The 25,623-nt window shown below is 44.0% G+C and carries 21 protein-coding genes; 18 read left to right on the top strand and 3 right to left on the bottom strand.

All coding sequences use genetic code 11. The annotated features are described in order from the left end of the window. Positions 1 to 11 precede the first annotated feature (11 nt). Complete coding sequence (locus tag RBATCC27255_RS01315) at positions 12 to 413, top strand: NUDIX hydrolase (RefSeq protein ID WP_101028390.1); 402 nt, start codon at positions 12 to 14, stop codon at positions 411 to 413. A gap of 34 nt (positions 414 to 447) precedes the next feature. Then, positions 448 to 723 (top strand): hypothetical protein, encoded by a 276-nt coding sequence (locus RBATCC27255_RS01310; protein ID WP_169923198.1) that lies wholly within the window; start codon positions 448 to 450, stop codon positions 721 to 723. Positions 724 to 919: 196 nt separating this feature from the next. Here RBATCC27255_RS01310 and RBATCC27255_RS01305 read toward each other — a convergent pair whose 3' ends face one another. Further along, positions 920 to 1,195 (bottom strand): hypothetical protein, encoded by a 276-nt coding sequence (locus tag RBATCC27255_RS01305; protein WP_101028388.1) that lies wholly within the window; start codon positions 1,193 to 1,195, stop codon positions 920 to 922. 138 nt (positions 1,196 to 1,333) lie between these two features. On the opposite strand from RBATCC27255_RS01305, the gene hrcA reads away from it, so the two are divergent. From hrcA to RBATCC27255_RS01255, 10 genes are all read left to right on the top strand, one after another. Next, positions 1,334 to 2,437: a heat-inducible transcriptional repressor HrcA gene (gene hrcA, locus RBATCC27255_RS01300; RefSeq protein ID WP_101028387.1), complete on the top strand. Its 1,104-nt coding sequence runs from the start codon at positions 1,334 to 1,336 to the stop codon at positions 2,435 to 2,437. Between the two features lie 29 nt (positions 2,438 to 2,466). After that, a complete protein-coding gene (locus RBATCC27255_RS01295) occupies positions 2,467 to 3,024 on the top strand; it encodes a nucleotide exchange factor GrpE (RefSeq protein WP_101028386.1) in 558 nt (185 codons plus the stop codon). 71 nt (positions 3,025 to 3,095) lie between these two features. Beyond that, a complete protein-coding gene (dnaK, locus tag RBATCC27255_RS01290; protein ID WP_101028385.1) occupies positions 3,096 to 4,952 on the top strand; it encodes a molecular chaperone DnaK in 1,857 nt (618 codons plus the stop codon). 122 nt (positions 4,953 to 5,074) lie between these two features. Then, a complete protein-coding gene (dnaJ, locus tag RBATCC27255_RS01285) occupies positions 5,075 to 6,217 on the top strand; it encodes a molecular chaperone DnaJ (RefSeq protein ID WP_101028384.1) in 1,143 nt (380 codons plus the stop codon). A 187-nt stretch (positions 6,218 to 6,404) separates the two neighbouring features. After that, positions 6,405 to 7,340, top strand: coding sequence for a 50S ribosomal protein L11 methyltransferase (gene prmA, locus RBATCC27255_RS01280; protein WP_101028383.1), 936 nt, complete (start codon positions 6,405 to 6,407; stop codon positions 7,338 to 7,340). 252 nt (positions 7,341 to 7,592) lie between these two features. After that, positions 7,593 to 8,264 (top strand): ABC transporter ATP-binding protein, encoded by a 672-nt coding sequence (locus RBATCC27255_RS01275; RefSeq protein ID WP_101028382.1) that lies wholly within the window; start codon positions 7,593 to 7,595, stop codon positions 8,262 to 8,264. A gap of 2 nt (positions 8,265 to 8,266) precedes the next feature. Then, the gene (locus RBATCC27255_RS01270; RefSeq protein WP_101028381.1) at positions 8,267 to 10,915 is read left to right on the top strand and encodes an ABC transporter permease; all 2,649 of its coding nucleotides are present in this window, start codon (positions 8,267 to 8,269) and stop codon (positions 10,913 to 10,915) included. Between the two features lie 171 nt (positions 10,916 to 11,086). Beyond that, complete coding sequence (locus tag RBATCC27255_RS01265) at positions 11,087 to 11,734, top strand: response regulator transcription factor (RefSeq protein WP_101028380.1); 648 nt, start codon at positions 11,087 to 11,089, stop codon at positions 11,732 to 11,734. After that, positions 11,734 to 12,951 carry a sensor histidine kinase gene (locus RBATCC27255_RS01260; RefSeq protein WP_101028379.1) on the top strand — a complete coding sequence of 406 codons (1,218 nt, stop codon included), beginning with the start codon at positions 11,734 to 11,736 and terminating at the stop codon, positions 12,949 to 12,951. The genes RBATCC27255_RS01265 and RBATCC27255_RS01260 overlap by 1 nt, the downstream gene beginning before the upstream one ends. Before the next feature lie 303 nt (positions 12,952 to 13,254). Next, the gene (locus RBATCC27255_RS01255; RefSeq protein ID WP_101028378.1) at positions 13,255 to 17,325 is read left to right on the top strand and encodes an alpha-amylase family glycosyl hydrolase; all 4,071 of its coding nucleotides are present in this window, start codon (positions 13,255 to 13,257) and stop codon (positions 17,323 to 17,325) included. A 160-nt stretch (positions 17,326 to 17,485) separates the two neighbouring features. Here RBATCC27255_RS01255 and RBATCC27255_RS01250 read toward each other — a convergent pair whose 3' ends face one another. Continuing rightward, complete coding sequence (locus tag RBATCC27255_RS01250; protein ID WP_101028377.1) at positions 17,486 to 17,995, bottom strand: flavin reductase family protein; 510 nt, start codon at positions 17,993 to 17,995, stop codon at positions 17,486 to 17,488. Between the two features lie 54 nt (positions 17,996 to 18,049). After that, complete coding sequence (locus RBATCC27255_RS01245; RefSeq protein WP_479725151.1) at positions 18,050 to 18,415, bottom strand: type II toxin-antitoxin system HicB family antitoxin; 366 nt, start codon at positions 18,413 to 18,415, stop codon at positions 18,050 to 18,052. Between the two features lie 450 nt (positions 18,416 to 18,865). Between RBATCC27255_RS01245 and RBATCC27255_RS01240 the strand changes: the two genes are divergently transcribed. From RBATCC27255_RS01240 to RBATCC27255_RS01215, 6 genes are all read left to right on the top strand, one after another. Continuing rightward, the gene (locus RBATCC27255_RS01240) at positions 18,866 to 20,089 is read left to right on the top strand and encodes an argininosuccinate synthase (protein ID WP_015523080.1); all 1,224 of its coding nucleotides are present in this window, start codon (positions 18,866 to 18,868) and stop codon (positions 20,087 to 20,089) included. Positions 20,090 to 20,334: 245 nt separating this feature from the next. Continuing rightward, a complete protein-coding gene (argH, locus tag RBATCC27255_RS01235) occupies positions 20,335 to 21,711 on the top strand; it encodes an argininosuccinate lyase (protein ID WP_101028375.1) in 1,377 nt (458 codons plus the stop codon). A gap of 114 nt (positions 21,712 to 21,825) precedes the next feature. Then, complete coding sequence (argC, locus tag RBATCC27255_RS01230) at positions 21,826 to 22,863, top strand: N-acetyl-gamma-glutamyl-phosphate reductase (RefSeq protein ID WP_101028374.1); 1,038 nt, start codon at positions 21,826 to 21,828, stop codon at positions 22,861 to 22,863. A gap of 12 nt (positions 22,864 to 22,875) precedes the next feature. Then, positions 22,876 to 24,102, top strand: coding sequence for a bifunctional ornithine acetyltransferase/N-acetylglutamate synthase (argJ, locus tag RBATCC27255_RS01225; protein ID WP_101028373.1), 1,227 nt, complete (start codon positions 22,876 to 22,878; stop codon positions 24,100 to 24,102). Between the two features lie 52 nt (positions 24,103 to 24,154). After that, positions 24,155 to 25,006 (top strand): acetylglutamate kinase, encoded by an 852-nt coding sequence (gene argB / locus RBATCC27255_RS01220; protein ID WP_015523076.1) that lies wholly within the window; start codon positions 24,155 to 24,157, stop codon positions 25,004 to 25,006. Between the two features lie 186 nt (positions 25,007 to 25,192). Then, positions 25,193 to 25,615 carry a GNAT family N-acetyltransferase gene (locus tag RBATCC27255_RS01215; protein WP_101028372.1) on the top strand — a complete coding sequence of 141 codons (423 nt, stop codon included), beginning with the start codon at positions 25,193 to 25,195 and terminating at the stop codon, positions 25,613 to 25,615. Positions 25,616 to 25,623 lie beyond the last annotated feature (8 nt).

The raw sequence follows: 25,623 nt of genomic DNA, 5'->3' as shown, positions 1-25,623 counted from the left end.
AAGGATTAGCTATGAAAGTTAAATTTTACAGCCTTAATACAGACAAGCCGTTGAAATACGCCGTAATTTGTGCGAGATACAACGGAAAATGGGTTTTCTGCAAACACAAAAATCGTGATACATATGAAATTCCGGGCGGTCATCGTGAGGACGGCGAAGATATTGAAGCAACCGCAAAGCGTGAACTTTGGGAAGAAACAGGGGCGAAGGATTTCGAGATCTGTCCCGTATGCATCTATTCGTTCACGGATTACGGAATGCTCTATTTTGCGGAAATTCGCAGTTTCGAAGAACTGCCGCCGCTTGAAATTGAAAAGATTAATCTTTTTGACGATATACCAAAAAATTTGACATACCCTACAATTCAGCCGTTCCTTTTCGAAAGAGTACAGGAGTTTTTAGAAACGAAATAACAAAATACTGTTTGCAATCTGCAAGATAATACATTTGAGAGGAAGTGATAAAATGCGTGACTATGTGATTTACGATATGTACACAGATGACAGAATGTTTCGTTACGAGGTCTATAAGCACCCGAACGGAATGTACGAAGTGTGTGTTCAGTCGAGAGAGGCGGAGGATTTTGCCGTGAACGAGCAGTACCTCTACTGCGACATTCCCGAAGAAGTCACACATTTTACCGACACTCTCGAAAGAGCAATAGAAATCGGCGACTGCAAGCTGTACTGCCTGATCGGCGAGTATCTTGCACGCTGTTCGTGAAGCCGGACTGTGAAGTACAGCCGCAGTGTGCTGTGTGTTAAGCTGAGCCGATTTTACGGCTGTTCCTTCTGTTATATATGATATATATAAATGCTTTCGGCTGATTGACGGTAAAACAAATTTGTTATTCATTTAAAAGAATCGGGCGGCAGAATTTTTATTTCTGCCGTCCGATTCTTTTGTGTGTAATGTTTACTTATTTTCTTTTTCTTGTGAACCAATATATCAATCCAAGCACAATCAGAAAACCGCCGAGGATGCAACGGAAGACTATATTCAGCGTACCCTCAAACATCGGATAGCCTGCAAAGGTTCGCAGACCGTACCACACGGTCATAAAGATAAAGAACAAAGCCATCAAAACAGCGAGCAAGCCTTGGTGTTCATGACGGTATTTGATTCCTATGACAACCATAAGAACGGCAAGAGCTGCCCAAAGCCATACATACATATTTTGAAGAAATTCGCCCATAAAATTCACCCTTATATTATTGCTAAGTAGATTATAGAGTATCGACTGTGCATTGTCAAACCGTGTTATGTGATGATTTTCTGAAAACGAAAAAATTTTTCAAAAACGCTTGACTTTTACTGACTTTGGTATTATATTATGAGTATAGCAATTAGCACTCAACCGTTGAGAGTGCTAAAACAGCAAAATCCGACACGAAATGAGGTGAACGGTATGGAGCTGGCTGAAAGAAAAAAGAAAATATTATCGGCGGTAATCGAAAGCTATATCAACACAGGCGAGCCGATTGGTTCAAAAGCGTTGATTAACGAAACGGGACTTGAGGTTTCATCGGCAACGGTGCGAAATGACCTTGCAGACCTTACAAATAAAGGCTACTTGGTTCAGCCGCACACCTCGGCAGGAAGGATTCCAACGCTGCAGGGCTACAGATACTACATCGACAATCTGATGAAAATTACCCCCGTAACCCAAGGCGGACGGGAATATGTTGAATCCGAGCTTTACAAAAGCGCAGATTCCCCCGAGAGCATCCTCAAAGAGGCAAGCGGTGTTATTTCAAGGCTGACAGGCTGCACGGCGGTAACAACAACACCTTCGGGTGAGGAAAGCAGAATCCACAGAATAAGATTTGTTCAGACGGGTTCGCACACGGCAATGGCTGTTGTGATTGCCTCAAACGGAATCATAAAAACAAAGCTGTTTCGTTGCGATTTCCTTTTGAATCCCGAACTTTTGACCGTGTTTGACAAGGCATTTAACGAAATCTTTTCGGGAATGAAGCTTTCATCGGTCAACCGACCGTTCATACAGACAGCGGCGGCAAGGCTCGGTGAACTTTCAATGTTTACCCCGGGAGTGCTTGTGGCAATTATGGAGGCTTGTGAAACGGCAAAGGAAGTCAGCGTTTATCTCAGCGGTGTGACAAAGCCGTTGTTTATGTCCGATGTCAATTTTCTTAACGCACGAAATGTTATGGAGTTTTTGAACAACAGACACGACCTTGCGGAAATGCTTGAAAATCTTCCGCTCGACACCTCCGTCAGCATAGGCGGCGAAAACAGCAGAACAGAGCTTGCAGGGAGTGCGGTAATCTCCACACGATACCGACTTGACGGCAACCCGTCAGGCGTGCTTGCGGTGATAGCACCCGTGAGAACGGACTACGCAAGAGCAATTTCAATTCTTGAATGTGTGTCCGAAAGCGTTAGCACTCTTATTGATGAGCTGATAGAAATATGATAAATAAAAATCCTTGAAGGAGGATAAAGATGACTAAGAAAAAATCCGAGAAAACCGAAGAAAAAAAGGTTTCCGAAGAAACAGTCGCAGAAGAAACTAAGGCTGAAAATACCGAAGAGCCTGCAAAGGATGAAAATGCAGACAAAATCAAGGCTCTTGAAGATGAGCTTTCGGCACAGAAGGATAAGTATATGCGACTTGCCGCCGAGTATGACAATTACCGTAAAAGAACGGCAAACGAAAAGCTTTCAATCTATGACGATGCAACTTCAAAGGCTTGTATCGAGCTTCTCCCCGTTGCAGACAGCGTAACGCTTGCTCTTGCAAATCTGAAGGATGCCGATCCCGATATCATCAAGGGTATTGAGCTTATTTCAAATCAGCTTGCAAAGAGCTTTGAAAAGCTAAAGATTGAGCCCTACGGCAAAGCAGGCGACGCGTTTGATCCGAATCTGCACAATGCGGTTTCAAAGATTGAAGACGAAAACCTCGGTGCCGACACAATCGCAGCCGTTTATCAGACGGGTTACAAAATCGGCGACAAAATTATCCGTCACGCAATGGTACAGGTTGCCAACTGTGACTGATTTCATATATAAATATTCAGCAGAAAACACACAAACAAAAACAATTAAAAATTCAATTGGAGGAATTTATCATGGCTAAGACAATAGGTATAGATTTAGGTACAACAAACTCATGCGTAGCAGTTATCGAAGGCGGCGAGCCTGTAGTTATCGCTAACGCAGAAGGCGCAAGAACAACTCCGTCTGTTGTTGCTTTTTCAAAAGACGGCGAAAGAATGGTTGGTCAGGTTGCCAAGCGTCAGGCTATCACAAACCCTGACAGAACAGTTGCATCAATCAAGAGAGAAATGGGTACTGCTCACAAGGTAACAATTGACGGCAAGAGCTACACTCCACAGGAGATTTCGGCAATGATTCTTCAGAAGCTTAAATCGGACGCAGAGGCTTACCTCGGCGAAACAGTTACACAGGCAGTTATCACAGTTCCTGCATACTTCACAGACGCACAGCGTCAGGCTACAAAGGATGCCGGTAAGATTGCAGGTCTTGATGTTAAGAGAATCATCAACGAGCCTACAGCAGCCGCTCTTTCATACGGTGTAGATAAGGAAAAAGACCAGAAGGTTATGGTATATGACCTCGGCGGCGGTACATTCGATGTATCTATCATCGAAATGGGCGACGGTGTTCAGGAAGTACTTGCAACAGCAGGTAACAACCGTCTCGGCGGTGATGACTTCGATAAGAGAATCATCGACTGGATGGTTGCATCATTCAAGACAGAAACAGGCATTGACCTTTCACAGGATAAGGTTGCAATGCAGAGATTAAAAGAGGCTGCCGAGAAGTCAAAGATTGAACTTTCAGGTGTTACAACTTCTAACATCAACCTCCCGTTTATCACAGCAGACCAGACAGGTCCTAAGCACCTTGACCTTACTCTTACAAGAGCAAAGTTTGACGAACTCACATCAGACCTCGTAGAAGCTACAATGGGTCCTGTAAGATCGGCTCTTCAGGATTCAGGTCTTCAGATCGGCCAGATTGACAAGGTTCTTATGGTCGGCGGTTCTTCCAGAATCCCTGCTGTTCAGGACGCTGTTAAGAAGCTTATCGGCAAAGAGCCGTTCAAGGGCATCAACCCTGATGAATGTGTTGCTATCGGCGCAGCTATTCAGGCAGGCGTACTCGGCGGTGAAGTTGAAGGACTTCTCCTCCTCGATGTAACTCCGCTTTCACTCGGTGTTGAAACAATGGGCGGTGTTATGACAAAGATTATCGACAGAAACACAACAATCCCAACAAAGAAGAGCCAGATTTTCTCAACTGCTGCTGATAATCAGACACAGGTTGAAATCAATGTTCTTCAGGGTGAGCGTGAATTTGCCCGTGACAACAAGCAGCTCGGTCTTTTCGCTCTCACAGGCATTGCTCCTGCAATGCGTGGTATTCCGCAGATTGAAGTAACATTTGATATTGATGCCAACGGTATCGTTAATGTATCTGCAAAAGACCTCGGTACAGGCAAAGAGCAGAAGATTACAATCAGTAACTCAACTTCAATGAGCAAGGAAGATATCGACAAGGCTGTTAAGGAAGCTGAACAGTTTGCCGCAGAGGACAAAAAGCGCCGTGAGGCAGTTGACGCTAAGAACGAAGCTGAAAACATTGTTTATCAGGCAGAAAAGCTCGTCAGCGAAAGCGGTGACAAGATTCCCGAGGCTGACAAGAACGCAATCAACACAAAGGTTGCAGCTCTTAAAGAGGCTATCTCAAAGGACGATGCCGCACTCATCGGCACAGCTAAGGAAGACCTCCAGAAGACTCTTAACGATGCTGCCGCTAAGCTTTATCAGCAGGCTGCTCCGCAGGGCGGTGCTCCCGATATGAACGGTGCTCAGCCAAACGGCGGTAATCCTACAGGCAACAACGGCGGAGATCCTAATGTATATGACGCTGATTTCACCGATGTTGACGATAACAAGTAATTTATGTTAGAATAACATATAGTCAAAGGAGCTGTTATATGGCGGCTCCTTTTGGCTGTATAAGACGATAACCGGCTTGCAATATTGCGTGATTTCGGTATTTTGACAAAGGTGAGAGTAATATGGCAGACAAAAGAGACTACTACGAGGTGCTTGGCGTTCAAAAGGGCGCAAGCGACGATGAAATAAAAAAGGCATACAGAGCCTGTGCCAAAAAATATCACCCGGATTTGCATCCCGGCGATAAAGAATGCGAGGAAAAATTCAAGGAAGTAAACGAGGCTTATGAAGTTCTTTCCGACTCCGATAAAAAGGCTCGTTACGACCAGTTCGGTCACGCAGGCGTTGATTCCAACTACGGTGCAGGTGCAGGCGGAGCAGGAAGTCCGTTCGGTCAGGGTATTGATATTGACGACATCTTCTCCAGCTTTTTCGGCGGATTCGGCGGCAGACGCTCCAACAATGCAAACGCTCCTATGCGTGGCAGTGATATTGAAACTACGGTTTACATTTCATTTGAAGAGGCGGCAAAGGGCTGCAAGCAGACAATCAACTATTCATGCGTAACAACCTGTGACGACTGTCACGGAACAGGCGCTCAGCCCGGCACAAGCCCCAAGACCTGTTCGTCATGCGGCGGTTCGGGCAGGGTAACAATCAACCAGAGAACGCCTTTCGGTGTTGTCCAGACCCAGCGTACCTGTGATGCCTGTCACGGCAGAGGTAAGATTGTTGACAATCCTTGTAAAAAGTGCGGCGGTTCGGGCAAACAGCGCAAGAACAAGACTGTTGATGTAACAATTCCGGCAGGTATCAAGGATCAGCAGATTCTTAATGTCAGCGGCAGAGGTAACTCAGGTACAAACGGCGGTCCTGCAGGCGACCTTCATGTTTATGTAAATGTTCGTCCGCACCCTGTTTTTGAACGCAGAGGTGACGATGTGTGGTGCGAAGTTCCGATAACCTTTACACAGGCGGCTCTCGGAGCAGATGTTGTTGTTCCTACTCTTGACGGCAAGGTTTCCTACACGGTTCGTGAGGGTACACAGCCGGGTGATGTTTTCAGACTCAAGGGCAAGGGTATTCAGCGACTCGGTGGCAGAGGCAGAGGCGACCAGTATGTAAGAGTTACCGTTGAAGTTCCGAAGAATCTTAACGGCAAGCAGAAAGAGCTTATCAAACAGCTTGACGGCGCAACAGGCGACAAGAACTACGCAAAACGCAGAAACTTCTTTGATAAAATCAAGAAGATGTTCAACGAGTAACACAGAATAAATAAGATTTGTGGGGCATTTGTCCCCACAAATTTTTTATACGGCGTGCCGCCGTTCCAAATTCGTGAAGATAAGCAGTATTGTTATTATTTGCACAATTTCGTAGTGGCGGATAATATCCGCCACTGCATTACAAACAAAAATATCGGCATAAAATGCCCGTGAATCAGAGGTTAAAATGGAATCCTGGACAGAAATAAAAATATCCGTTGACGCAAAGGATATTGACAGAGCAAGTGATATTGCAAATGTCGTAGTTCCCTACGGCATCTATATTGAAGATTACACAAACCTTGAGCAAGAGGTTGAGGACATTGCCCATATTGACCTTATTGACGAGGATTTGCTTGCAAAGGACAGAAACAAGGCTTTTGTTCACATTTATCTTGAACCCGATGTTTCGCCGTCAGAGGCGGTTGCATTCCTTTCTGAACGCTACAATGCGGAGGGTATAAAGCATTCAATTGAACTTCTTGACTGCCTTGAAGAGGATTGGAGAAACAACTGGAAGAAATATTTCAACCCGATTGAAGTCGGCGAAAAACTTCTTATCCGTCCGAGCTGGCGAGATGATTACGATGCCGGCAACCGCAAAGTTCTCAACATTGATCCGGGCCTTGCGTTCGGCACGGGCGGTCATGAAACCACAAGGCTTTGCCTTGAGATGTGCGAAAAGTACCTTAAAGCTGGCGATTCTGTTCTTGATGTGGGTTGCGGCAGCGGTATTCTCGGTATTGCAACATTGCTTTTGGGTGCAGACCGTGCCGTCGGTGTTGACATTGACGAAACTGCGGTGAGAACTGCGGCTGAAAACGCAGAAATTAACGGCGTTGCTGACCGTTTTACAGCTATCTGCGGCAGCTTTACCGACAAGGTTGAGGGCAAGTATGACATTGTTCTTGCCAATATTGTTGCCGATGCGATTATGTTTCTCTCAAAAGGCATTAAGGACTTTATGAAGGACGATGCCGTTTACATTATGAGCGGTATCATCGACACTCGTGCCGAAGAAGTCAAGGCATCCGTAAGTCAGTATTTTGACATCATCGAAGAACATCTTGACAACGGCTGGGCTTGCTTTGCCGCACGGCGTGCCGCCGTTCCCAATTCGTGAAGATAGTATGATGATGTTAATATATAGATAAGGAAACGGCTTTAGCTGTTCCGCTTTTAAGACAAATTATTTTTGGTAACCGCCTTGTATTCGCAGTACAGGGCGGTTATTTCTTTATGGTAAACACAATAAAAAATGTTTTGCTTGTATTCAAGTGGGCTGCCCTACGGAAAAATTTGTTTGCAGGATTCACTTTACAGTCATTTTGCGTCACTATAATATGGGTGTAAAATGAATTTGGAGGTATATTTTATGGAAATTCTGAAAGTTGAAAATCTTACAAAAACCTACGGAAGCGGTGAAAACCTTGTCCATGCGGTTGATGATGTTTCGTTCTCGGTTGAAAAGGGCGAATTTGTTGCCATTGTCGGTGCAAGCGGCAGCGGCAAGTCAACTCTTCTTCATCTCATCGGCGGTGTTGACCGTCCCACAAGCGGAAAAATTTTTGTTGACGGCAACGATATAAGCAAAATGAATGATGACAAGCTTGCCGTATTCCGCCGCAGACAGGTGGGAATTGTCTATCAGTTCTACAATCTTATCCCGATTCTGACTGTTGAAGAAAACATCACGCTCCCCTGTGACCTTGACGGCAGAGGTGTTGACAGAGAAAGACTTGAGATGATTCTTGATTCGTTCGGACTGCGTGCAAGAAGAAAACACCTTCCAAACCAGCTTTCGGGCGGTCAGCAACAAAGAACATCTATTGCCAGAGCGCTCATTAACAATCCGTCTCTTGTGCTTGCCGATGAACCGACAGGCAACCTTGATTCAAAGTCAAGCGAAGAGGTTATGAGTATTCTCAAAATGTGCAATCAGAGTTACGGACAGACTGTTATAATGATTACGCACAACCTTGACATTGCAAAACAGGCTGACAGAATTATCACAATAAGTGACGGTAAAATCGTTGAGGAGGGTTGATTATGAAACTTCTCAACAAGCTTACGCTTAAAAATCTGCGACTTAACAAGGTGCGTACAATTGTTACAATCGTGGGAATTATGCTCTCGGCGGCACTTATTACGGTTGTTTCGGGAATGGCACTCAGCGGACGACAGACTATGATTGACGCACAAAAAACCTGGTCGGGCGATTATGATGTTTCGCTTGATATTATCGACACCGCAAAAATTGATGAAATCCGACAGAACCGTAATGTTGAAAATGCCTTTTATAAGGAAAGGCTCGGATATGCCAGGACAAAAAATGCTGACGGCGAAATCTGCGATTACAGCGTTCTTGCCATGAGCGAAAATACCTATGGCAACTGTTTTAAGATAGACCTTATAAAGGGCAAGTTCCCCACAAATTCGGGTGAGGCTGTTGTTACAAAAGCGTTTAAAACACAGAACGGAAAAGATGTGAAAATCGGCGACAAAATCACACTTGATGTCGGTGTGCTTACTGACAAGGACAGCAATGTCCTTGATGAGGAAGGCATTCATAATTTGTTGCAAAAAGATTTTAATAAGTGCAGCATTATTGACACGGTAAAAAGAACCTATACCGTAACGGGTATTATTGAAAGACCGAAAACGAGCGAACTCTATGATCCGTCAAATCTTTCTATGATATATACCGTGTCTGATGAAAAAGCACCTGTCGAGGCAATCAGAACAAAGCATATGAATAAGCTGTATATCGCCTATACTCCTCAGAGCGAAAGCAATTATTTTCAGAATACAGCGGATATTTTAGGCTTTAAAGCTGATGATATGAGTAATGTAATCAGCGATGAAATTTCACCCGAAGATCAGCAGACCTCTGGAATAAATGCATACGAATTCAATTCCATACTCCTCAGTATGAAAGGCTACGGTTCAAATGACGCAACAAATACTGTGATTTTCAGCCTTGCTGTTATTATCATTATTATAGTAATGCTTGCGAGCGTGTTTGTAATTCGCAACAGCTTTGCAATTTCAATTACAGAGAAAACGAGTATGTACGGTATGCTTGCCTCTGTAGGTGCAACCAAAAGGCAAATCCGCAGGAATGTGCTTTTTGAGGGATTCATTCTCGGCTTAATCGGTATTCCTCTCGGCATACTTCTCGGACTCGGTGTAAACGCAATTCTTATTACAATACTCAACAGCGTTCTCGGTGATATGCTAAACGGAGCAAAATTTGTCTTTGTAACTCCGACAATTCCGATTATCTGCGCAATTGTTCTTTCGGCTGTTACTATATTCTGTTCATCATTCTTCATTGCACTGCGTGCGTCAAGAATTCCGCCCCTTGTTGCAATCAGAGGCAACAAGGATATCAAGGTAAAGAATAACAAGCCGTACCGCACATCTAAGCTTACCAAAAAACTCTTTGGTGTGGGCGGTGAAATCGCCTCAAAGAGCCTTAAACGCAGTAGGAAAAAGTATCGCACAACGGTTATTTCAATCGTTGTAAGCGTTGCAATGTTCATTGCAGTTTCGGCATTTATGGACTATGGAATGACATATACAGAGCATTACTACGGCAAAACAGACTACAGCTATATGGTTTCCGGAATTGATACAAAGCAGGCTCAGACAATTGAAAAAATGCCTGAAATTGAAAATTATCTGACATTCGGTATGCAGTACGGTTGTGTTTCTGCGGATGTGCCTGTTAACGAATGCGGAGAAAATTTCCTTTATGACAATGCTGACGGTACAAAGTCATTCAGCGTGGAATTTCTTGAGTTTGAACACGATACCTTTGTTCAGATTTGCAGGGAATTAAAACTTGATTACAACAAGGTTAAGGGCGGTGTACTTGCGTATTCAAAGGTGACGCCCGATTACGACGAGGACAGCCGGAGTTATGATGAGCCTGTACCGCTGTACGGCAAAGACGCCCCAACAAAGTTTATCGTTTACGGAAATGACGAAGAAGGAAACGCGCTGAAAACAGGCGAGTTAAAGGTTTCATCAGTGTTTGATGAAATTCCAAAGTCGGCTGATTCTGTAATCGGCGAAGGAACAATTTTCGGTCAGGGCTTGATAATCGGTGAACAGGGTGTAATTTCATCTCAGGTCGGCAAAGACGGATGTTCCGTTACTCTCTATGCCAATACATCAGATCACACTTCGCTTACAAACCGCATTGAGTCTATGGAAGGTGCAGACGACAGCATTTACATTGTTGACTATGAAGAAAACGTAAGACAGTTTAATGCCGTTATGCTGATTGTCGGAATATTTGTTTACGGCTTTATCGGCGTTATCTCGCTTATCGGAATGACGAATATCTTCAATACGATTTCAACCAATATGCAGTTGAGGAGCAAGGAATTTGCATCGCTTAAATCTATCGGTATGACAAAGAAAGAATTTAACCGTATGATTCGCCTTGAAAGCCTTATGTACGGCATAAAATCTTTGATTATCGGTATCCCTCTCGGCGTTCTCGGTGTATTTGCAATCTTCTCCGCATTTTCAATCGGAAGTGTTCCAATGAGCTTTGTATTCCCGTGGAAAGCGATTTTGATTAGTATTGCGGCTGTATTTATTGTGGTATGGCTGATTATGAAATACTCAATCTCAAAGGTTAATAAGCAAAATATTATTGAAACAATCAGAAATGACAATATCTGAGCATCATATTCAGCCGACAGACTGTATTTTGTTGAAATTTGTTGACAATAGTTTTACACTCTGTTATAATGTAGTTGTAACAACAGATACCACAATATTTTGTATGTTTTCATTGCTGACGGGCGGATTATTGATTTAATCCGCCCGAATTTCATTTTGGGAGGACTTGTTGTGAAAATTCTTCTTATTGAGGACAACCGTGCAATTTCAAAAGGACTTGTTTACACTCTTGAACAAAACGGCTTTGAGGTTGCGTTGTGCGAAAATGCCGAATCAACCCTTAACTCTCTCGGCGGTGACTTTGACCTTTTTATTGTTGATGTGTCACTTCCCGACGGCAACGGTTTTGAACTTTGTGACGAGATAAAAAGAGTGTGCGAAACTCCCGTGATTTTTCTCACCGCACTTGACGATGAGGACAGCATTGTAAAAGGCTTTGACCTCGGAGCGGAGGATTACATAACAAAACCGTTTTCAAGCCGTGAGCTACTCGCAAGAATTAAACGAATTACCAAAAAGCTCGACAAAACTATGGCTATGAATTTTGGCGACATCAGCATTGACTTTGACAAAAAACAGGTTTGCAAAAACGGCAGTCCCGTTGTGCTTACGGCGCTTGAGTACCGCCTGTTTGCAATGCTTGCCAAAAACAGCGGCAAGGTGCTGACCCGTGAACAGATTCTTGAACGCATATGGGATTTGTCGGGGAATTATGTTGAGGACAACACGCTGACCGTGTACATAAAAAGACTTCGCAAAAAACTTGATACAAATATGATTAAAACCGTAAAGGGCCTTGGTTACAGGCTGGAGGTATAATGAAAAACACATCAAAATTTCTTGCGGTAATGCTTGCGATAACGGGACTTTTCTGTTGTGCTGTTGCAGTAGGCGTCGGTGCAGGCTTTAACGCTGTTCGTGAAAGCACGGATAAAAAGATAATTGCCGTTGCGGAAAAGGTTAGGGAACAATATCCCGACATTTCGGAAAAGGAGCTTGCTCAAATTTTAAACAGCGATACAGAGGATATAAAGGACGACTTTGCCAAGTACGGAATAAAATTCGACAGCGGCTGGGTTGACATTCAGAGCGGAAGTTATGCAACGATTACAATTGTGATTGCAACCGCAGGTGTTTGTGTGTTCGGAATTTTGCTCTGCGTTATGTTCATAAGATACTGTAAAATGCAGAAGCGACAGCGACTTGAAATTGTAAAATGTCTTGAAAAAATAAACAACCGAGAGTACGACCTCGACCTTGACGGCTCATCCGATGACGATATGTCGCTGTTAAAGCAGGAAATTCAAAAAACAACGGTAATGCTTCGTGAGTATGCCGACAATTCAATGCGAGAGAAAGAAATCCTCAAAAATTCGCTTGCCGACATTTCACATCAGCTTAAAACACCGCTGACTTCAATTTTGATTACAACCGAAAATATCCTTGATGACGATGATATGCCCGTTAAAATCAGACGGGATTTTGTTATGGATATAGCGCATAATGCCCATTCGATAAATTTCCTTGTAAAAAGTCTGCTCACGCTCTCAATGCTTGATTCGGGAACTGTTGAATTGAAGTTCAAAAAAGAGTCGGTGAACAAAATTATTGACGAGTGCATTTCACGCACAGAGGTTCTTGCCGATATCCGTGATGTGAGAATTGAAAAAACCGTCAAAAATGATTTCAGCCTTGACTGCGATTTTCGCTGGATTTGCGAGGCAGTTTCAAATATCGTTAAGAACTGCATTGAGCATACCGACGGCGGCGGTTATGTCAGAATTTCAGCCGAAAGGAACAGCGTGTATTCGGAAATCATCATAAGCGACAACGGATGCGGAATCAGCCCGAAGGATTTGCCCCACATTTTTGAGAGGTTCTATAAAGCACAAAATTCATCCCCGTCAAGCGTCGGCATAGGTCTGTCGCTTGCAAAATCAATTGTTGAAAAAACAGGCGGATATATTACCGCAGATTCCAAACTCGGCGTCGGCTCAACCTTTAAACTCAGATTTTTGAATGTAAGACTCAGATAAGATAAAAATTAAAAAGCGAAAATTGCGGTCGGGAATAAAGTTTTGTTAAGTACAAATCTTATTATTCCCGACCGTATTTATGTAATTTTCGGCAGGGGGCAATTGAAACTGTCTTTATAAATAAAAACAGAAGAGCGACAAGGGTAATTTTGCATAAAATTCCAGTGCAAAGATTGTGTAACTTGCTATTTTTACAAAATAAAAGGATTATGTGTAGTTTTTGTGAGAGTTTTGTGATAAAATCAAATTGTCTAGGGATGTTTGACCCTACGTTTTAAAAGCTTTGAAAGGAGTAATCAAACAATGAAAAAAAGAAGTATGAAGAGAGCACTCAGTGCCGTTTTGACACTTTGTATGGCTCTCCCCGGTGCTTCCGTAGCATTTGGTTCGGTAAGTGCTGCAACAGTTTCTGATGACAGCAGCACATCTGCATCATCAACTGCCGCAGGTTCACTTGTTGAAGATGACGGCTTTACATGGGATAATGCCAATGTGTATTTCCTGCTTACCGACCGTTTTAAGAACGGAAACACCGCAAATGACCATTCATACGGCAGAACACTTGACAAGGACGGCAAACCGCTTGACGGCTGGGATACAAACCCCGGTACATTCCACGGCGGCGACTTTGCAGGTGTTACTCAGTCAATTGAAGAGGGTTATTTTGATAACCTCGGTGTAAACGCAATTTGGATCTCAGCTCCGTATGAGCAGATTCACGGCTATTGTGATTCAGGTAAGGGCTTTGCTCACTACTCATATCACGGCTACTATGTTCTTGACTATACCGAAACCGATGCAAACTTCGGTACAAAAGAGGAGTTCAAAACTCTTGTTGACACAGCGCATGAGCACGGTATCAGAGTTATCATGGATATCGTAATGAACCACACAGGCTACAACACCGTTGCAGATATGGAGCAGTTCGGCTTCGGTACTCTCCTTGACGGTGCATCAGACTACAAATACAAGCTCACAGATGTAAGTGATGTAAACGACCACATTGACTATAAAACATCAGCAGAAGACTGGGGCAAATGGTGGAGCAATGACTGGATCCGCAGCGGTCTTCCCGGATATACAGAGGGTGCCGGCGGTGATCTTACAATGTCACTCAGCGGACTTCCCGACTTCAGAACAGAGCAGACAAAGGATGTTACAATTCCTCCGATCCTCGAAACAAAGTGGAAGCAGGAAGGTACATATGCTCAGAAGCTCGCAAAATACGGTAATTCAAACACAGTAACAGGCTACCTTTCAACCTGGCTTTCAGAGTGGGTTAAGGAGTACGGTGTTGACGGTTTCCGTTGCGATACTGCAAAGCATGTTGATAAGGCTTCTTGGAACCAGCTCAAGCAGGCTTGTGTTTCTGCTCTCAGAGAGTGGAGATCCAACAACAAGGGCAAAGTAGGTGCTGACTGGAAAGAAGATTTCTGGATGACAGGCGAGCATTGGGATCACGGTGTAGGCTACGACACATACTATTCCGAGGGCGGCTTCGACTCAATGATTAACTTCGCAGTTACAGGCGGCGGTGCTCTTGCAAGCGGTAGTGTTGCAAACACATATCAGGGCTATGCAGACCAGATCAACACAAAGGAAGGCTTCAACGTTCTTTCATTTATGTCATCACACGATGAAACACTTACCCGTGGCGATGAGAACACAATGCTTTACAATGCGGCTGCATTCCTCCTTCTCCCGGGCGGAATTCAGATTTTCTACGGTGACGAAACCAACCGTCCTCTCTATCCCGGCGTTGCATTTGACGGTTACGGCGGATCGGGTCACGCACTCAGAAGTGATATGAACTGGAACGACATGGACAAAACTCTTCTTGCTCAGTGGCAGAAGGTTGGTCAGTTCCGTAACAAGCACGTATCTATCGGTGCCGGCGCAAATGTTAAGCTCTCAGCTACAAGCGGTGTTGCTTTCGGCCGTACATACGATAAGAACGGCGTAACAGATCAGGCAGCTGCAGTAATCGGCTGTAACAAAAATTCAAGCGTAACTGTTGATGTTTCAACTCTTTGGGAAGACGGCAGCTATGTAATCAATACTTATGACAACTCATCTTCAGTTGTTACTGACGGTAAGGTAACTTTCAACAGCGGTGCAAACGGCACAATCCTTATGGAAAATGCTGACGGTCAGCCGCTTGTATCAATCACAGGCGAGCCGAAGTTCTACGGCACAGAGCAGGTTACTGTTTCTCTCAAGGAATGCGACAGCGCAAAGGTTTCTGTTGACGGCGGTAACAAGTTTGTTGTTAAGGACGGCGACACATTCACAATCGGTCAGACAGCTTACAAGAACGATACAATCGAAGTAACTGTTGAGGCTACAAACGACAAGGCAAGCTCAGAGGCTAAGTTCACATTCCTCAAGATCGGCGAAAACGACGAAAGACCTACAACCAGCCCGACACAGAGCACAACTGTTCCCGGTCCGACAGCAAGTCAGACATCAAAGCTTACAATCAAGAGCACAGCAGGCGCTCCGAATGTTTACGCTTGGACAGGTGCAAGCACAGCACTCAACGGTGCATGGCCGGGTCAAAAGGCAGCAGCCGTTTCAGGTCAGGCAAACACATATGAACTCACACTTCCTGTTTCAGCCGACAAGCCATTCAGCGTTGTTCTCAACAACGGCAGCGGCACACAGTCAGGCGATATCACAGGTCTTTATGACGGTGCTGTTCTCGAAATCCAGAACGGCAACTACACATCAGTTAAGACAGTAACCAACGGTAATCAGCAGGCAGGCGGCGATCCAGAGCCTGCAGAGGGTTCTGTTTCCGTAACAATCAAGCCTTACAGCCCATCTGCAAGCTACAAAATCTATGCTTGGAATGATACACAGAAGCTCACAGGCGCATGGCCGGGCGTTGCTCTTACAGAAAAAGATTCTGACGGCAACTATGTTGTTAAGTTCGATAATGTTGACGAAGTAAACATTATTCTCAGCAGCGGTTCAGGTCAGACAGCAGATATCACAGGCGTTAGAGACGGCGCTACAATCGAAATTACAAACGAAGGTTGTACAACATACAAGCTTACATCAAAGCCAATCGTTGTTTCACCTTATGAATCACTCAAGAAAGAAGCAAGAAAGATTCTTGCTATGACAGCATCAGACTACACAGCAGAGAGCTGGGCAAATGCTCAGAAGGTTCTCAAGTCAGCCGAGGCTATGATTAAAGCAGGCGAAGACGCTACAACAGCTGAAGCTATGAATGCTATGATTGCAGACCTCAAGTCAGCTCAGAAGGCACTTGTACTTGCTCCTGCAACACTTACATATGCCGTTGCAGGCAAGAGCGTTGTATCAGGTGTTACAGCCAGCGCTGCAAAGGTAACTGTTACAGTTGACGGTAAGACATATACTGCTACTGCAGACGATGTAACAGGTGCATTCACAGTTGCAACATCAGCTCTCAAGTCAACAAGCACAATCAAGGTTGACGCAACAAGAAACGGCGTAAACGGCACATACTCATATGCTATGAAGAACGGCGACATCAAGAGCGGCATTGTTCCGACAAGTCCGATCCCACCGACACAGCCGACAACTTCAGCTCAGCCAACAACAACACAGCCGGCTACAAAGCCAACAACACAGCCGGCTACACAGCCGACAACTCAGCCTGCGACAGAGCCTACAACTGCTCCTTCACAGACACTCACAGTAAATGCAACATCTAACTACTTCGGTTCTGCTACAAAGACCGACGGAAAAGTAGGCGACAAGATAACTGTTCTCTATAAGCTCAATGCTAATATGGGTATTGTTGACGGTCAGTGGACTGTTAAGTATGACACAAGCAAGCTTAAGTTCGATAGGGCAGACAACAAGGTTAACGGCAGCCAGACAATTATGCCAAGCCAGTCAAATCTTGTTTACAACGCTTACAGCAATGTAATTAAGGGTAACTTTACTAACCCGCAGAATCCTACAAAGTACGATGGTGGTACATACATTTCACTTACCTTCCAGGTTATCGGTGCAGGCAGTGCAAGCGTATATCTTGACACAGAGTATCTTACAGTAGGTTATGTTACAAACAACAAGCTTAATCAGCAGTCAGTTGTTGATAACAGCAAGGTTCGTGATATATCAGGCTTTGCAGGCTTTAAGAATGTTAAGCTGAGTGCAACAACTTCATTTGCAAGTGATGTCCGCCTCGGTGATGTTGATATGGACGGCAAGATTACCGCTATCGATGTAACACTTGTTCAGAAGCATATCACAGAGCATATTCCATTCACAGAACAGCAGCTCACAGCAGCAGATGTTGATAAGAACAATATAATTTCAGTTAAGGATGCTACTCTCATCCAGAAGTATGTAGTTCATCTTATCAGCAACTTTTAATTAAGCTGAATAAAATTTGATATATCGTTCCGCTTAGTCGATATTACAGGAAAAGCCCCTCGCGTTTTGCGAGGGGCTTTTTTAAGTGTATTTACATAAAAAAGTCAGACAACCGTGCGATTGTCTGACTGATTCCGCATATAAAATTTTAAGACGCAGATTATTCTTTTACGAGAACCTTTGTGATTTCGCTGATGTACATTTTATGAAAGTCGTTATTATACCACTTGTCAACGCTTTCACAGTCGGTAATGCTTTCGGCATTGAGGCTTTGGGCATACATTTTTTTACATTCAAGTACAAGCTTTGCCTCTTCAAAATATACAGAGCCGTTTTCCGTGAACGCAGGAGTAAGACCTGTTTCCTTTACCTTGTTATAATCCCTGCCGCTCTTTGAACCGCAGAATTTGAGGGCATCTCTGTACTTTTCGTCAAAAAAGCTCATTGTATAGCGGTCGCCGTTCTCCATAAAAGCAAATGTGTACCTCTGCGGACGAATAAAGGTGAATACAACGGGCTTACCCCACATAATACCTACACCGCCCCAGCTTATTGTCATTGTGTTGAATTTTTCCCTGTCGCCGGCTGTGACAAGCGCCCAGTCGTCACCGATAAGCTTAAACGGACTTTCAACGATTTCTTTCGGATTTATCTCTTTGAATGCTGACATATAAATCTTCCTTTCAAAATTGTGTTTTATATAATATGATATGCTTTCAAAATTCTATTTTGAATAAACTGCATCATTTCTTGACAGAAGATAGACACAGTATTGATTCATACTTACGCCCTCTTTCTTTGAATGTTCGGCAAGTGAGCGGTGCAGACTTTTCGGGATTCTCAGTTTGAATTGTCCCGAATATTCTTCAAGGCTGTCGGGTTCGTGAATTACAATTCCGCTCTCAAAGGCGGCTTCAAACCAGGCTTTTTTAGCGTTCTCTGCATTTGCAACAGCCGATTCAATCGTATCACCGCAGGTTATGCAGCCGGGAAGCTCGGGAAATGATACAACAAAACCGCCCCCGTCCTTGTCCTCAACAATTTCCATACGATATGACATCGCAAGATAATCGTTAAGAGTTTTCATCATCTTCCGCCTCGCTTTCTGCAATTTATCTTAGAGCCTGTTTTCGTATTTTTTAATAATATTATATATGGTATCGCATATGGTGTCAACAGGTTTTAAAGTAAATTTAGCGGCTTTTACAAAATGAAAAATATGCAAAATGGTTGTATATATATGTATGAATATGCAAAAACAAATGAATAAAGTGAATATTCATTTTTTGTGAATATATGCATTCTTCTGAAAATGAATGCCGAAAGCTACACGGTAATCGCCAAAAATACCGATAATACAGCGATAAAGCGACAGATTTCGGTCAAATTGCACCCCAAAATACAAATTTGAAAAAACATTGAATATTTATTCAAAAAACACTTGATTTTTTGAAAACAGAGTGTATAATGTAAGAGTAATAAAAATTAAAGCAAAGGAAACACCGACAAAATGTGTTCCCAAATTCTGGAGGAATTAAAAATGGCTGACAATAAGATTAAAAAGGTAGTTCTTGCATATTCAGGCGGTCTTGATACTTCAATCATCATTCCGTGGCTTAAAGAAAACTACGACAACTGCGAGGTTATCGCTGTTTCGGGTGATGTTGGACAGGGTACAGAGCTTGACGGTCTTGAAGAAAAGGCTATCAAAACAGGTGCATCAAAGCTTTACATTGAAGACCTCAACAAGGAATTTGTTGACGAATATATCATTCCTACAGTAAAAGCAGGTGCTGTTTACGAGGGCAAGTACCTCCTCGGCACATCCTTTGCCCGTCCTATCATCGCAAAAAGACTCGTTGAAATTGCAAAGGCAGAAGGCGCTGACGCAATTTGTCACGGCTGTACAGGCAAGGGTAACGATCAGGTTCGTTTTGAGCTTGCCATCAAGGCTTACGCTCCCGATATGAAGATTATCGCTCCTTGGAGAACATGGGAATTCAAGAGCCGTGAGGATGAGATTGAGTATGCTGAAAAGCACAATATTCCGCTCAAGATTAACCGTGAAACAAACTATTCAAAGGATAAAAATCTCTGGCACTTGAGCCATGAAGGTCTTGACCTTGAAAATCCTGCAAACGAGCCGATGTACAATAAGGAAGGCTTCCTTGAACTCGGCGTTTCACCTGAGCAGGCTCCCGATAAGGCAGAATATGTAACTCTTACATTTGAAAAGGGTGTTCCCACAAAGCTTAACGGCGAGGCTATCGACAGCGTTGAACTCATTAAGGAACTCAACAAAATCGGCGGCAGAAACGGCGTCGGTATCACAGATATCGTTGAGAACCGTCTTGTTGGTATGAAGGCTCGCGGCGTTTATGAAACTCCCGGCGGTACAATCCTCTATGCTGCTCATGCAAAGCTTGAGGAAATCTGCCTTGACAAGGACACACTCCACTACAAGCAAAATGTTGCAAATGCTTTTGCAGAGCTCGTTTATGACGGCAAGTGGTACACACCTCTCCGTGAGGCTCTCTCAGCTTTCGTTGACAGCACTCAGGAGTATGTAACAGGTGATGTAAAACTTAAACTCTATAAGGGCAATATCATTGACGCAGGAGTTACAAGCCCGTATTCACTCTATGACGAGGAAATCGCTACTTTTGACGAGGATCAGGTTTATGACCAGAACGACAGCGCAGGCTTCATCAACCTCTTTGGCCTTCCAATCAAGGTTCGTGCAAAGAAAGGCCTTATCAAATAATTAAATCTTTGATTTGCATACATAATCAGGGGCAGGGAATTTCTCTGCCCCGATAAGTGTTTATTACACCTTTTTATTTTTTACGGTATTTGTCGGTTGAAAAATATTCTGCGATTACTTGCGGGCGTCTAATGAACGCCCCTACAGGTTAATCCAACATTAACAACAAGGTGTAAATAAATATTTAAAACCAAAAGCAACAAAGTGCTTTACAACGGCTAAACATAATGTAAGGAGAAATAATAATGCAGCTTTGGAAAGGACGCTTCAAAAAGGAGCTTTCAAAAACCACTAACGATTTTAACAGCTCGATTTCATTCGACAGCAGAATGTATAAAGAAGACATCGAGGGCAGCATTGCCCACGCAACAATGCTTGGCAGATGCGGCATTATTAAAGAAGAAGAGGCAAACGATATCGTAAAAGGTCTTAAAGGCATTCTTGCTGATATCGAAAACGGTACTCTGCACATTGATATGGAGGCTGAGGACATTCACACCTTTATCGAGGGTGAGCTTACCAAAAGAATCGGCGACAACGGCAAAAGGCTTCACACTTCAAGAAGCCGTAACGATCAGGTTGCAGTTGACATCAAGCTTTACCTCAAAAAAGAGGTTGTCAATGTAAAAAATCTCGTTGTAGGTCTTATCAAGGTTATTGCCGACAAGGCTGAAAAGTACAGCGAAACCGTTATGCCCGGTTACACTCACCTCCAGAGAGCACAGCCGATTACCTTCGGACATCATCTCCTTGCTTACGGTGAAATGCTTTTGAGAGATGTTTCAAGACTTGAAGACTGCCTTAAAAGAATGGATGAAATGCCACTCGGTTCATGTGCACTTGCAGGCACAACATATCCGATTGACAGAACAATCACAGCCGAACTCCTCGGCTTTGACAGAATTACAAACAACTCTCTTGACGGTGTTTCCGACAGAGATTACTGCATCGAATTTGCGTCGGTGCTTTCGATAATAATGGTTCACCTCTCAAGATTTTCAGAGGAAATCATTATGTGGTGCAGTTGGGAATTTAAATTCATTGAACTTGATGACGCTTTTTCAACAGGATCATCAATTATGCCGCAGAAAAAGAACCCCGATATTGCAGAGCTTGTTCGTGGTAAGAGCGGCAGAGTTTTCGGTGACAATATGACGCTCCTCACAATTATGAAGGGTACTGCACTTGCATACAACAAGGATATGCAGGAGGACAAGGAGGCTATCTTTGACGCACTCGACACGGTTAAAATGTGCCTCACAGCCTTTACTCCCATGCTCGACACAATGCGTGTCATTCCCGAAAATATGAGAAAAGCTGCAGCAGGCGGTTTCATCAACGCAACAGACTGTGCCGACTGGCTCACAAAGAACGGCGTTCCGTTCAGAGATGCCTACAAGGCAACAGGCGAACTCGTTGCAAGATGTATTGAACTCGGTACAGACCTCGAAAGTCTTCCAATGGACGAATACAAAAAGGTTTGCGATGTGTTCAACGATGATGTTTACAGCGCAATTTCACTTGAACGCTGTACAAACGAGCGTACAGTATTCGGCGGCCCTGCATCGGCAAATGTAAAGGCTCAGGCTAAGCGTGTTGCAGAAATCGCAGAAAAACTGTAATTGCAAATCCGTAGGGGCGGATGGGAACATATGCTTTGTGCAAAAAGTGAACTGCCGTATTCAACACATACAGGCAAAGATTGATATAAATTTACAATAGATTAGGTGATAGCAATGAAAATAAAAGCAGGTATTGTCGGTGCAACCGGCTATGCAGGTGCAGAGCTTGTAAGACTTCTTACCGCTCATCCTGAGGCTGAACTTTCGGCAATCAGCTCTGTTTCCTTTGAGGGTGACAAGCTGAGCGATGTTTATCCGTCTTATACATTTTTGAACGATATGGTTTGTGAAAATCAGGACGCCGTTGTTGAAAAGAGCGATGTTATCTTTGCCGCTCTTCCACACGGTCTTTCACAGGAGCTTGCCGCAAAGTGCATTGATGCGGGCAAGGCATTTATTGACCTCGGCGCTGACTTCCGCCTTGAAAGCGAAGAAGAATACACCGAATGGTATGGCGGAACTTTTCTTGACAAAAAACTTCACGAACAGGCAGTTTACGGACTTCCTGAATTTTTCAGAGATAAAATCAAGGGCAAAAAGCTTGTTGCGAATCCGGGTTGTTACACAACCTGTTCACCGCTCGCAATTGCTCCTGCAATTGTAAACGGACTTGTCAGCACAAAGGGCATCATTTGCGACTGCAAAAGCGGTGTTACGGGTGCCGGCAGAAAGCCAAATCAAGGCAACCACTATCCCGAACTTAACGAAGGATTCCACGCTTATAAGGTTGCAAGCCACCGCCACACTCCAGAAATTGAGCAGACTCTTTCAAAGCTTTCGGGCGAAAAGGTTATTATCACCTTTGTTCCGCACCTTCTCCCCGTAAACCGTGGCATTCTCGCAACTGTTTATGCCGACATCAAGGACGGTGTAACCTTTGAGCAGATCAGAAAGGCTTATGAGGACTTTTACAAGGACGAATTTTTTGTAAGACTTCTTGATGACGGCAAATGTGCCGACATTCACAATATCAAATATTCTAACTTCTGTGATGTTTCAATTCATCACGATAAGAGAGCCAACAAGCTCGTTGCCTGTGCCGCAATCGACAACATGGTCAAGGGTGCCGCAGGTCAGGCTATTCAGAATATGAACATCATCTTCGGACTTGACGAAAAAACAGGTTTGGTAATCGTTCCGCCTGCATTTTAAGGGTGAATATCTATGGAAATCAAGTATATTGAAAACGGCTCGGTCACTTCCGCAAAGGGCTTTACAGCCAACGGAATTTGTGCCGGAGTCAAAGCATCTAACACAACTAAAAAAGACCTTGCGCTCATTTACTGCGACAAGGTTTGCAACAGTGCGGCTATCTTTACAAAGAACCTTGTAAAGTCCGACACTATATATGTTACTAAAAAACACCTTGAAAACGGTACGGCTCAGGCTGTTGTCGTAAATTCAGGCAATGCAAATGCCTGTAACCCTGACGGCTATGAAAAGGCTGAGAAAATGTGCAGTCTTGCCGCAGACGCTCTCGGTGTTGACGAAAACGATGTAATCGTTGCATCAACAGGTGTCATCGGTCAGCCTCTCCCGATTGAACCAATTGCAAGCGGAATTGAAAAGCTCAAAGGCACGCTTTCAAAGGACGGCGGAACCTCCGCCGCAGAGGCAATTATGACAACCGACACCATGAAAAAGCAGTGGGCTGTTGAAACGGTTCTTGACGGCAAAAAGGTTACAATCGGCGGTATTGCAAAGGGCAGCGGTATGATTCATATTAACATGGGTACAACTCTTTCCTTTGTAACAACCGATGCGGCAATTTCTTCCGAAATGCTCAAATCCGCACTTATCGAAGCCGCTGATGTCAGCTATAATATGGTAAGCGTTGACGGTGACACCTCAACAAACGATACCCTTGCAATTATGGCATCGGGTTATGCAGGCAACAAGGAAATCACAGAGAAGAACGACGATTACAAAACCTTTACAGCCGTTCTTACAGACGCATTCAAAAAGGTTGCAAAGAAGCTTGCAAAAGACGGCGAAGGTGCAACAAAGCTCCTTATCTGCAAGGTTGACGGTGCAAAAGACGATAAGAGTGCAAAGATTATTTCAAAGAGCATCATCTGTTCAAGTCTTGTAAAGGCGGCAATGTTCGGGGCTGACGCAAACTGCGGAAGAATCCTCTGCGCAATCGGCTACAGCGGTGCCGAAACAGATGTTAAAAAAATTGATGTTTCATATAAATCCGCAAAGGGTGAAATCCTTGTTTGCAAGGACGGCAACGGTCTTGTGTTTGATGAGGACAAGGCTAAGGAAATTTTGCTTGAGGATGAAATTGAAATTCTCGTAAAATTAGGTGACGGCAATGCATCTGCCGAGGCTTACGGTTGCGACCTTACCTATGATTATGTAAAAATCAACGGTGACTACCGCACATAATATGCGATTTGATTGTGTGAGCGGAAATCAACTACATAAAGGATTGAAGAAAATGGATGTTTCAAAGAGAGCCAAGGTACTTATACAGGCAATGCCCTATATCAAGAAATATTCGGGCGAAACAATTGTTGTAAAATACGGCGGAAACGCTATGATAAACGAAGAACTTAAAGCGGCAGTTATGAGCGACCTTGTTCTTATGCAGCTTGTCGGAGTCAATGTTGTGCTTGTTCACGGCGGCGGACCCGAAATCAATGCAATGCTCAAAGCCGTTGGCAAGGAAAGCAAGTTTATCAACGGTATGAGAGTGACCGACAAGGAAACTATCGACATTGTTCAGATGGTGCTTGCAGGCAAGGTCAACAAGAGCCTTGTTCAGCTCCTCGGCAGTCACGGCGGTAAGGCTATGGGTCTTTGCGGTCTTGACGGCAGAATGCTTATGGCTGAAAAGCTTGTTACAGGCGCAGACCTCGGCTATGTGGGCGAGATTAAGGAGGTTAACCCCGAACCGCTCAACAACGCTCTTGCAAGCGGTTATATTCCGATTGTTTCAACCGTTGCAGGCGGTTATGACGGCAATGTATACAATATTAACGCAGACATTGCGGCATCGCAGATTGCCGCTAAAATCGGCGCAAAAAAGCTCATTCTTATGACAGATATCAGAGGACTTCTCCGTGATGTTCACGATGAGGATTCACTCATCCCCGTTGTCAATGTCAGCGAAGTTCCTATGCTCAAGCGTGACGGCATCATCAGCGGCGGTATGATTCCCAAGATTGATTGCTGTGTTGAGGCAGTCCGCAGCGGTGTAAACCGTGCCCATATCATTGACGGCAGAATCGAACATTCAATCCTGCTCGAGCTTTTCAGCGATGAAGGCATCGGTACAATGTTTTATTGATTAGCATTGCTGTTTTGCTGATTTGTAAAAACAGTAGAGGCGGTCATTGGTCGCTCGCTAAATTAAACTTTCTGTTTAACTTAAAATTTTTATTTGATAAAAGCAGTGTATTGTTTGTAGGGGAGTACCATGTGCTCTCGCAGGCGAACGCGGTTCGCCCCTACAGATTAGATTTTGGAGGGTGCAATGATTATACGAGAAATGACAATTGACGACTATGACGAGGTTTATAGGATGTGGCAGATTACCACAAAGCGTGCCCTCTCTAAGGCTGATGAAAGAGATCAGATGGAGCGTTATCTCAAGCACAATGCAGGTATGAGTCAGGTTGCCGTGGTTGACGGAAAAATTGTCGGAACCGTGCTTGCAGGTCATGACGGCAGACGGGGATTTATCCACCATATGGCTGTTCTGCCCGAATTCAGACGAAAGAAAATCGGTCACGCTCTTGCACAGACCGCTATCCAAAAAATCCGTGAACAAGGCATCGACAAAACTCACATTTTCTGTTATCAGAACAACGAAACAGGTCAGAGCTTCTGGCGTGATTTCGGCTTTGAAAAGCGTGAGGATGTTTTTGTTTACTCCTTCAGCAACGATAAAATATGAAAGGGTGT

It is taken from the genome of Ruminococcus bromii (genome assembly GCF_002834225.1).
Classification (GTDB): Bacteria; Bacillota; Clostridia; order Oscillospirales; family Acutalibacteraceae; genus Ruminococcoides; species Ruminococcoides bromii.
Note: the sequence above shows the minus strand (reverse complement) of the source record. Positions and strands in the feature narration are given on the sequence as shown.

Excerpts from the sequence above, each read along its gene's own strand:
- RBATCC27255_RS01315 (WP_101028390.1), top strand. The coding sequence starts at position 12 with ATGAAAGTTAAATTTTACAGCCTTAATACAGACAAGCCGTTGAAATAC.
- RBATCC27255_RS01305 (WP_101028388.1), bottom strand. The coding sequence starts at position 1,195 with ATGGGCGAATTTCTTCAAAATATGTATGTATGGCTTTGGGCAGCTCTT.
- hrcA (WP_101028387.1), top strand. The coding sequence starts at position 1,334 with ATGAGTATAGCAATTAGCACTCAACCGTTGAGAGTGCTAAAACAGCAA.
- RBATCC27255_RS01295 (WP_101028386.1), top strand. The coding sequence starts at position 2,467 with ATGACTAAGAAAAAATCCGAGAAAACCGAAGAAAAAAAGGTTTCCGAA.
- dnaK (WP_101028385.1), top strand. The coding sequence starts at position 3,096 with ATGGCTAAGACAATAGGTATAGATTTAGGTACAACAAACTCATGCGTA.
- dnaJ (WP_101028384.1), top strand. The coding sequence starts at position 5,075 with ATGGCAGACAAAAGAGACTACTACGAGGTGCTTGGCGTTCAAAAGGGC.
- prmA (WP_101028383.1), top strand. The coding sequence starts at position 6,405 with ATGGAATCCTGGACAGAAATAAAAATATCCGTTGACGCAAAGGATATT.
- RBATCC27255_RS01275 (WP_101028382.1), top strand. The coding sequence starts at position 7,593 with ATGGAAATTCTGAAAGTTGAAAATCTTACAAAAACCTACGGAAGCGGT.
- RBATCC27255_RS01270 (WP_101028381.1), top strand. The coding sequence starts at position 8,267 with ATGAAACTTCTCAACAAGCTTACGCTTAAAAATCTGCGACTTAACAAG.
- RBATCC27255_RS01260 (WP_101028379.1), top strand. The coding sequence starts at position 11,734 with ATGAAAAACACATCAAAATTTCTTGCGGTAATGCTTGCGATAACGGGA.
- RBATCC27255_RS01255 (WP_101028378.1), top strand. The coding sequence starts at position 13,255 with ATGAAAAAAAGAAGTATGAAGAGAGCACTCAGTGCCGTTTTGACACTT.
- RBATCC27255_RS01250 (WP_101028377.1), bottom strand. The coding sequence starts at position 17,995 with ATGTCAGCATTCAAAGAGATAAATCCGAAAGAAATCGTTGAAAGTCCG.
- RBATCC27255_RS01245 (WP_479725151.1), bottom strand. The coding sequence starts at position 18,415 with ATGATGAAAACTCTTAACGATTATCTTGCGATGTCATATCGTATGGAA.
- RBATCC27255_RS01240 (WP_015523080.1), top strand. The coding sequence starts at position 18,866 with ATGGCTGACAATAAGATTAAAAAGGTAGTTCTTGCATATTCAGGCGGT.
- argH (WP_101028375.1), top strand. The coding sequence starts at position 20,335 with ATGCAGCTTTGGAAAGGACGCTTCAAAAAGGAGCTTTCAAAAACCACT.
- argC (WP_101028374.1), top strand. The coding sequence starts at position 21,826 with ATGAAAATAAAAGCAGGTATTGTCGGTGCAACCGGCTATGCAGGTGCA.
- argJ (WP_101028373.1), top strand. The coding sequence starts at position 22,876 with ATGGAAATCAAGTATATTGAAAACGGCTCGGTCACTTCCGCAAAGGGC.
- argB (WP_015523076.1), top strand. The coding sequence starts at position 24,155 with ATGGATGTTTCAAAGAGAGCCAAGGTACTTATACAGGCAATGCCCTAT.
- RBATCC27255_RS01215 (WP_101028372.1), top strand. The coding sequence starts at position 25,193 with ATGATTATACGAGAAATGACAATTGACGACTATGACGAGGTTTATAGG.